The following is a 7,442-nucleotide window of genomic DNA, read 5'->3' as shown; positions in this document are numbered from 1 at the left end:
TGGTCGGTAGCGCCCAAGCGTTTTGTCAGCTCGAAGTCTCGTGTTCGCCAGGTGGCGGAATTGGTAGACGCGCTAGCTTCAGGTGCTAGTATCCGTAAGGATGTGGAGGTTCAAGTCCTCTCCTGGGCACCATCCCAGGTTCGCGAACACGACGACAGCATGATGCGCCCAGGTGGCGGAATTGGTAGACGCGCTAGCTTCAGGTGCTAGTATCCGTAAGGATGTGGAGGTTCAAGTCCTCTCCTGGGCACCACCGCTCTCGCGAGCAAATCGCGTCATGCAGGCTGAAGCATCTCCAGAGCGCAATGAAAGCACCCCAAGAAACCGCGACATGAGCGCGGTTTTTTTGTGCCTGCCCATCAAGCCCAGCCATTACCGTCGCGAGCGAAGAAAGGCGGCTTCTCGCCGGAGCGCAGCAACCGGAGTTGACTTGCGGCTCAATGAGGATTGGGACGTTTCGACACCGCCGAGAAGCCGGATTTCGAGCACAGCAGGAAATGGCTGGCTTGATCAGAAGCGACCAGGCAGGCGTGCCACCTCATCGAGCGCCCACCCTTCGGCCACGACCTCTCCCTCCAGCACTTCGGCAGTCTCCTCCGGCAGTCGCGGGAAGAAGTTCAGCCCGGTACGCGCCTCCACCTCGTCGATGCTCACCAGGTAGTCGTCCAGCGGCTCGTCGCCGCGCACATCCTGGGGCATGATGAAGGCCAGCCCCATGGGCTCATCGGCCGGCACGACAACGATCTTGTAGAACGCCTCGGGAATCTCGACGAGCCCCACCCGGTTGGTCACGTTGTCGAGGAAGCGCTCGGGGAAAACCGGACCAGTAATCACCTGCACCACACCGAAGCGCGGCACGAAGTGATCGATCACCACCTCTTCCAGGCGCTGCCAGAGGCGGCGGTTGAGGTCCGGGCTCTGGGGCGAGATGTTGCTCATCAGGAACGACTGCTGCTGCGCCTCGCGCCCATGCACCACAGCGATGGCATAGTTGGGTGCCAGGTGTCCCCGGTCATAGCCGCTACCGGAGTAGCTGTCTGCCGCAATCGGCCAGAGCGTGCGCCAGTCTTGCCGGAAGCCGGGCCTGGGGCCGGCACGCGGGTCGTCCACCTCATGCAGCAGGTAGCTGACCCACAGCGGATTGACCCGGATGTCGGACCAGCCGACGAGAAAACCGTCGTTGCGCAGCACGCGATGAACGGTCAAGGGCGTCAGACTCTCCCAGGTGGGAGCGCCCATCCAGCTCAACTGATCTCGGTACTCCTGCTCCTGGGTGTACCACAGGCCGCTGCCGACGATGACGAAAACGAGGGTGATACCGAACTGGCGGGTGCGTGAGCGCCAGCCTGACAGCGGCGAGCGGCGGCGCCTGCGGCGGGAACGTGCTAGAGCCATGAGTCGATCCGAATGGTGCCACTGCCGGCACGCATCGCCGCCGACACTCAGTGTTCAGGGGGTGGTAGTGTACTCGCCGGCTTACCAGCCCAGCGAGAACATGGTTTCGAGATCGTGACGGGAATGGACCTGCATGGCATTGAGGGTCTCCGTATCGCGAATGCCCTCCACGGCATTGAGGCGCTCGGTGACCAGCTCGGCCAGGCTCTCGAAGTCCCGGGTGCGGGCGATCGCCACCAGGTCATAGCGGCCGCAGGTCGAATAGACCTCGCTGATACCCTCGACATCGGCGAGACGCTCTGCCACCGCCTTGACCTGGCCCTTGTCGGTATTGATCAGGATCACGGCATTCTGCATCGGGAACTCCCCCTGGATCTGGAACGTCTTGCGGCCAGTGCATCGCCGCGACCTGGCGCGAGTATAGCAGCCAGGGGACGCCGGCTGCATCGCGCCATGACACTCGATGAACCGCCCCTAGAGACAAGGAGGCAGAAATACCACCGGGTAGCCGACAAACAGCGTGCCACCCGCCGAGAACAGATACACCCCCGCAGAAACAAAGGCAAAATAGCAATCGCGCCGCAATTGGACTCGACGGGCCGCCACGACGCTGGCCCAGGCCAGCCACAGCAGCAGTGCCGTCGTCACCAGGGTCGCCAGGCCCACCGCAAGATTGATGCCGGTCCACATGTCGCGCTCGGGTTCCGGGGGCGCCACCGCACACGCCACCGAGAGCCCCCCGTAGATCGCCACTAACCAGATACCCCAGATGGTCAGGCCACCAACGAGATGAATGGGATGGGTCAGTCTCAGCAGGTGCTTCATGATGCCCCTCCCAGCAGGGTCGGCATCACCCAGATCGCCACGAACAGGCTCCAGTAGACCACCAGGTTGTAGTACCACAGGCGCAGCACCACCACCGGCTCCATGGGGAAGTCGACGCTGACGTAGCCATAGCCAACGCGCAGCCCCTGCAGGATGCACAGCACCGCTCCCAGGGAAGTCAGGATCAATACGTAGCACAACGCCACGAACAGGGTGGCATCATGGGCGGTTTCGGTGGGGGCCAGCTCGGCCAGCCACATCACCGCCACGATCAGCGCCGCCTGCAGCGAACCCAGACCCCCCGCCGCATACATCATTGGACCGAGCCCGGCTCCCTCGCGGTGGCGCAGCCTGCGTACCAGCCTGGCCAGTAGCGCGGCTCCCAGCGTCATCGCCGCCCCTGCCAATACCAACAACGGCATGGAGAGCGGCGATGCGTCAGGCATCTGCCACTCCGGCGCCACGGTCCAAAGGTAGAACCAGCCGAACAGCAGCGAGAGATAGAGCGAGCCGTTGGCCAGGTGCGAGACCGACATGGTCCATAGCCCCGGTCCATTCATGGTGTGGTAGTGCAACGGTGGGTCGCTGGGTGCCATCGAGGCCTCGGGCGCCTTGCCGGGATGCGCTCCGTTTTCCCATGACCAGCGCAGCAGCAGCACAACCGCCACCAAGGTGGCGATGGCCCCAATCCAGTAGATTCGGATCAACAGGCTGATACAGACGACGGCGATGGCCAGTGCCGCAAACAGCGGCCACCAGGAGTTGCTGGGAAGATGAACGGTTTCGCGCAGCTTGCCGGTCAGGGCATCACTGCCCCAGGTTTCCCGCCTGCGATGGCCGATGGTATTGAGACCGTGCTGTCCCTCGTGGATGGTGCGCGACAGCTCGGGAGTCTCCCATAATGGATGGCGTGTCTCGACCTTGGGGAGACTGACGAAATTGTAGGGACTGGGCGGCTTGGGCATGGCCCACTCCAGGGTATCGGCTCCCCAGGGGTTCTGCGGCGCCTTCTTGCCGAAGCGAAAGTGCAGCGCAATATCGAGGATCAACAGTGCCACGCCGGCGGACATGATGAACCCACCCACGGAAGAGATCAGGTTGTAGAGGTCCCAGCCCATGGTCGTATCGTAGGTGAACACACGTCGACGCATGCCCAGCAGCCCGGTCCAGTGCATGACCAGGAAGGTGACGTTGAACCCCAGGAAGATCAGCCAGAAGCTCCACTTGCCCAGCCGCTCCGAAGGCATACGACCCGATACCTGGGGCAGCCAATAGTAGAGCCCGGCCATCAGCGGAAAGAGCATGCCCCCCACCAGCACGTAGTGCATGTGGGCCACCACGAAGTGGGTGTCGTGGACCTGCCAGTTGAACGGCACCAGGGCCAGCATCACGCCGGTCAGCCCGCCCAGCACGAAGATCACCAGGAAGCCGACGATCCACAGCATGGGCAGCGTCATTCGCGGTCTGCCCAGCCATAGCGTCGAGAGCCAGACGAAGATCTGGATGGCGGTGGGGATCGCTACCAGCATGCTCGCCGCCGAGAAGAAGGCCAGCGCCAACTGCGGGATCCCCAGGGTGAACATATGGTGCACCCAGAGCCCGAAGCTGACGAAGCCCATGATGACGATGGCCGCCACCACCCAGCCATAGCCGACGATGGGGCGCCCGGCGAAGACCGGAATCAGGGTCGAGACGATGCCCGCTCCGGGCAGGAAGATGATATAGACCTCGGGATGGCCGAACAGCCAGAACAGGTGTGCCCACAGCACCGGGTCGCCACCGCCGGCCACCTCGAAGAACGGCATGCCCACGGCACGCTCGAGCTCCAGCAGGATGCTGCCCAGGATCAGCGGCGGGAAGCCGACCACGATCATCAGTGCCATGGCCAGGATGTACCAGGCGAACAGCGGCATCTTGTGCAGCGCCATGCCCTGGGTACGGGTACGCAGGATCGACACCACCAGCTCCACCCCGGCAGAGAGCGCCGAAATCTCGATGAAGGTGATCCCCAGCAGCCAGAAATCCGATCCGGGACCCGGCGCATAGTCACCGCTGCTCAAGGGGGTATACATGAACCAGCCGCTGGCCGGCGCCATCTCCAGAATCAGGCTGGAGAAGAGAATAATGCCGCCGAACAGGTAGCAGAAGTAGCCGAAAGCCGTCAGTCGCGGGCAGACCAGGTCGCGAGCTCCGATCATCTTGGGGATCATATAGATCGCCAACCCCTCGAGGATGGGGATGGCAAACAGGAACATCATCACCGTGCCGTGCATGGTGAAGACCTGGTTGTAGATCTCCGGCGACATGAAGTCATTGTCGGGGAAGGCCAACTGGGTACGAATCAGCATCGCCAGCAGGCCGCCGATCAGGAAAAAGATCGCCCCGGTCACCATGAAACGCAGCCCGACGGTAGTATGGTTCACCACGGTCAGAGCCCGAAGTCCTTTCGGATTCGCCCAGACCTCGTCCATTCCCGTGTGCATCCGACGGGTCTCGGGTGTCAGCGTCGCATCCTTGATATCGCTCATGGCTCCATCGTCTCCAGCCAGTCACCGATCTCCTGAAGTATCTCGGCATCGATATGGTTATGGGGTGGCATGCGGTTGCCCAGCTTGAGCGTCTGATGGTGTTGCAACCAGTAACCGATGGCACCCTCCTCCATGGGCAGGACACCAGCGCCCAGGGTGGGGCGGGAGCGATATCGGAGAGGTCGGGTCCAACGATATCGTGGGCCAGGTCATCATTGACGAGTGCCTCGGGGAAGCCATCGACGCTGTGACAGGCTGCGCAGTGCTCGCCAAAGGCTTCTCGCGCCTCGTCGAATCCCTCCCTCGGTGCGGGTGGGACACGCCGCTCGGCCAGCCAGGCATCGTAGTCGTCACGCTCCAGCGCCTCGACATGCAGCAGCATGGCCGTATGCTGGGCACCACAGAACTCGGCACACTGGGCACCGAAAACGCCGGGCACATCGGCTTCGAGACGGATAGTGGTATGACGCCCGGGCACCATGTCCCGCTTGCCTCCAAGACGCGGGATCCAGAACGAGTGGATCACATCGGCGCTGGTGAGACGAAAGTCGACGGGCTCACCAACCGGCATCACCAGCCGGTTGGCGGTGACCACGTCACGCTCGCCGTTCTCGCCGGGATAGCGCACCTCCCACCACCACTGATGCCCGACCACCTCGATAAGCTCCGCTTCACCGTCGGGCAGTGGCAGGGGCAGCATGCCGCGGCCGGTGGGCGCGGCAAAGACCAATAGAGCAACGATGCTGACCGCCGGCAGCAAGACGCCCCCGCCCAGCACCCAGCGCAGCATGAGGCGCTGCTCCTCCCGCGGCGTTCGCTGCACCGGCTCGCGTCGCCTGAAGGTGTAGAGCCACAGCGCGAAGAGGACCAGCGCCACGACCACGCTGACGCCGAGCATGGCCCACCAGATCCAGAACTGGGCGCTTGCCGCCGGCCCGGCCGGATCGAGGATCGACATCTCACCGGCACACCCGGTCAGCAGCCCCGCCAGCGTCAGCAAACCCCAGGCGCATCGGCGTGGGCGGTTGACCCGATGCCGAACAGGGCGTTGAATGCGGAAGAGAGACCTGAACCCATCGCAAAGGATGCGAACATGGCTGACCAACCGAGACGCTCGATCAGGAGCCGTGCCGCCATCGCTGGGCACCCCCTTCACCCGGTCATGATCCATTTTCCCATCGCCTGCCTGATGCTGGTCGTCGCCAGCGATGGCGCCTTCCTCTACACCGAAGACCTGTTCTGGGCGCGCGTCAGTCTTTGGCTGGCCGGCGTCGGCGCGTTGGGCGGCTGGGTCGCCAGCATTGCCGGCCTGGTGGACCTGGTCACGGTGAAGCGCATACGCCAGATGATCCTCGGCTGGTGCCATGCCATCCTGGCGGTAATGATGCTGTCGGTGGCGTCGCTCAACTGGCTGTGGCGCTTCAAGGACCCCGTCGACCTGCTGCCCTGGGCCGTTGCCCTGACGCTGATGACCGCAGGGCTGATCGCCCTGGCCGGCATTCTCGGCGGCATGCTCGTCTACGACCAGGCGGTGGGCGTCGACATCGACGACAAATGAGGCAGGCCGTACATGGGTCGAGTGGCGCATCGTGACTCTCCTTGTCATTGCCTCAGCCGAAGGGTTTGCTCAGCACCAGGGTCAGCACGGCAAGCATCAGCGATGCCGCCACGGCGGCAACCAGCACGCTGGCAGGAATCATGCCCCGCAGGCGCGCCTGCTCCAGGCGCACGATCAGTCCACCGCACAGCACGTGGCAGGACACCATGCCCGCCACGGCCGCCAGCTTGAGCACCAGCCACCCGCCTGTGAGCTGCCCGACAATGAACAGCAGGGTTCCGCTCATGATCGCCACAAGGGCGAAGGGCGTTGCAATGTGGGTAAAGAGGAACCGCAGGATGACCGGCGCGGATGCATGAAAGGACGAGCCCACCCGCGGCTTGGCACTGGCCAGGAGCAGCGCGGGCAGGTAAAGCAGTGTGCCGCACCAGCAGAGCAGGGTGGCGATATGCAGGATCTTGATCCACGGCATGGCAGCATCCTTGCAGTTGCAGTGTCTTCTTCACCCTACCTAGAGTCAGGAGGAGATGCCACCACCAGTCGCCTGACCTCCCGCCGCTCGTCGGCTTCAATCAGGATAGCGCCCATGGGCGAAGTGAATCGAGTAAAGATAAGCATGGCATCCCCTCGGTCAGTTCAATATTATCGGCCTGATCGTCTGATAATGGCGAACTTGGTGGGCTCGATCCTGTCGCACCCTAGGTGGGCGAACACCCGGCCCATTGATTGCTCGAGGCTGCGAGCGGCCCGGTAACAGGGCTGACCTCGCCAGGCCCGAAAATTCAGGACCGTGACGAAAAGGAGAACCCATGGCCAATCAGAGCCGCCGTGACTTCATGCGCAACAGCCTGCTTGGTGTAGCTGCCCTGCCTCTGGGGGCCGGTATCCTGTCGAAACAGGCCTTTGCCCAGACGCTGCCCCGGCTGGACCCCAATGACGAGCAGGCCCAGGCACTGAACTACGTTGAAGTGGCCGAGGAAGCCAGCGATCACCCTGCCTTCGAGGAGGGTGAGTACTGCGATAACTGCATGTTCTACGAACCGGAGACCGAAGGCTGCCAGCTATTCCCCCAGAATAGTGTCGAACCGCGGGGCTGGTGCCAGTCCTGGGCGCGATGGATTGAGCGACTGGCTCGA

General features: G+C 63.3%; 7 protein-coding genes, 2 tRNA genes and 1 pseudogene. 4 read left to right on the top strand and 6 right to left on the bottom strand.

All coding sequences use genetic code 11. The annotated features are described in order from the left end of the window. The first annotated feature begins 46 nt into the window (after nucleotides 1-46). Nucleotides 47-132: transfer RNA gene (locus Q427_RS24555), tRNA-Leu, on the top strand. Between the two features lie 34 nt (nucleotides 133-166). After that, nucleotides 167-253: transfer RNA gene (locus Q427_RS24550), tRNA-Leu, on the top strand. Nucleotides 254-510: 257 nt separating this feature from the next. Here the strand turns inward: Q427_RS24550 and Q427_RS24545 are convergent. The 5 genes and pseudogenes from Q427_RS24545 to Q427_RS34795 form a co-directional block, all read right to left on the bottom strand. Continuing rightward, nucleotides 511-1,395 (bottom strand): DNA/RNA non-specific endonuclease, encoded by an 885-nt coding sequence (locus Q427_RS24545; protein ID WP_051496675.1) that lies wholly within the window; start codon nucleotides 1,393-1,395, stop codon nucleotides 511-513. A gap of 81 nt (nucleotides 1,396-1,476) precedes the next feature. Beyond that, the gene (locus Q427_RS24540; RefSeq protein WP_043510462.1) at nucleotides 1,477-1,752 is read right to left on the bottom strand and encodes an Lrp/AsnC family transcriptional regulator; all 276 of its coding nucleotides are present in this window, start codon (nucleotides 1,750-1,752) and stop codon (nucleotides 1,477-1,479) included. 117 nt (nucleotides 1,753-1,869) lie between these two features. Further along, nucleotides 1,870-2,220: a hypothetical protein gene (locus Q427_RS24535; protein WP_043517945.1), complete on the bottom strand. Its 351-nt coding sequence runs from the start codon at nucleotides 2,218-2,220 to the stop codon at nucleotides 1,870-1,872. Beyond that, nucleotides 2,217-4,748, bottom strand: coding sequence for a cytochrome c oxidase subunit I (gene ctaD, locus Q427_RS24530; protein WP_051496674.1), 2,532 nt, complete (start codon nucleotides 4,746-4,748; stop codon nucleotides 2,217-2,219). Before ctaD ends, Q427_RS24535 begins: the two co-directional genes overlap by 4 nt. A 391-nt stretch (nucleotides 4,749-5,139) precedes the next feature. Next, nucleotides 5,140-5,646: pseudogene (locus tag Q427_RS34795) on the bottom strand (cytochrome c oxidase subunit II); the annotation flags it as partial. A gap of 195 nt (nucleotides 5,647-5,841) precedes the next feature. Here Q427_RS34795 and Q427_RS24520 point away from each other — a divergent pair. Next, nucleotides 5,842-6,306 (top strand): DUF2231 domain-containing protein, encoded by a 465-nt coding sequence (locus tag Q427_RS24520; protein ID WP_043510457.1) that lies wholly within the window; start codon nucleotides 5,842-5,844, stop codon nucleotides 6,304-6,306. A 52-nt stretch (nucleotides 6,307-6,358) separates the two neighbouring features. Here the strand turns inward: Q427_RS24520 and Q427_RS24515 are convergent, their stop codons facing one another. Next, the gene (locus Q427_RS24515) at nucleotides 6,359-6,778 is read right to left on the bottom strand and encodes a CopD family protein (RefSeq protein ID WP_043517943.1); all 420 of its coding nucleotides are present in this window, start codon (nucleotides 6,776-6,778) and stop codon (nucleotides 6,359-6,361) included. 337 nt (nucleotides 6,779-7,115) lie between these two features. Here Q427_RS24515 and Q427_RS24510 point away from each other — a divergent pair. Continuing rightward, nucleotides 7,116-7,442 (top strand): high-potential iron-sulfur protein (locus tag Q427_RS24510; protein ID WP_155833684.1); only part of this gene is annotated, 327 nt, incomplete at its 3' end.

It is taken from the genome of Halomonas sp. BC04 (genome assembly GCF_000568385.1).
This window is presented reverse-complemented; position numbering and strand designations above follow the sequence as displayed.

Coding starts and splice junctions, on each gene's coding strand:
- Q427_RS24545 (WP_051496675.1), bottom strand. CDS start 1,395: ATGGCTCTAGCACGTTCCCGCCGCAGGCGCCGCCGCTCGCCGCTGTCA.
- Q427_RS24540 (WP_043510462.1), bottom strand. CDS start 1,752: ATGCAGAATGCCGTGATCCTGATCAATACCGACAAGGGCCAGGTCAAG.
- Q427_RS24535 (WP_043517945.1), bottom strand. CDS start 2,220: ATGAAGCACCTGCTGAGACTGACCCATCCCATTCATCTCGTTGGTGGC.
- ctaD (WP_051496674.1), bottom strand. CDS start 4,748: ATGAGCGATATCAAGGATGCGACGCTGACACCCGAGACCCGTCGGATG.
- Q427_RS24520 (WP_043510457.1), top strand. CDS start 5,842: ATGGCTGACCAACCGAGACGCTCGATCAGGAGCCGTGCCGCCATCGCT.
- Q427_RS24515 (WP_043517943.1), bottom strand. CDS start 6,778: ATGCCGTGGATCAAGATCCTGCATATCGCCACCCTGCTCTGCTGGTGC.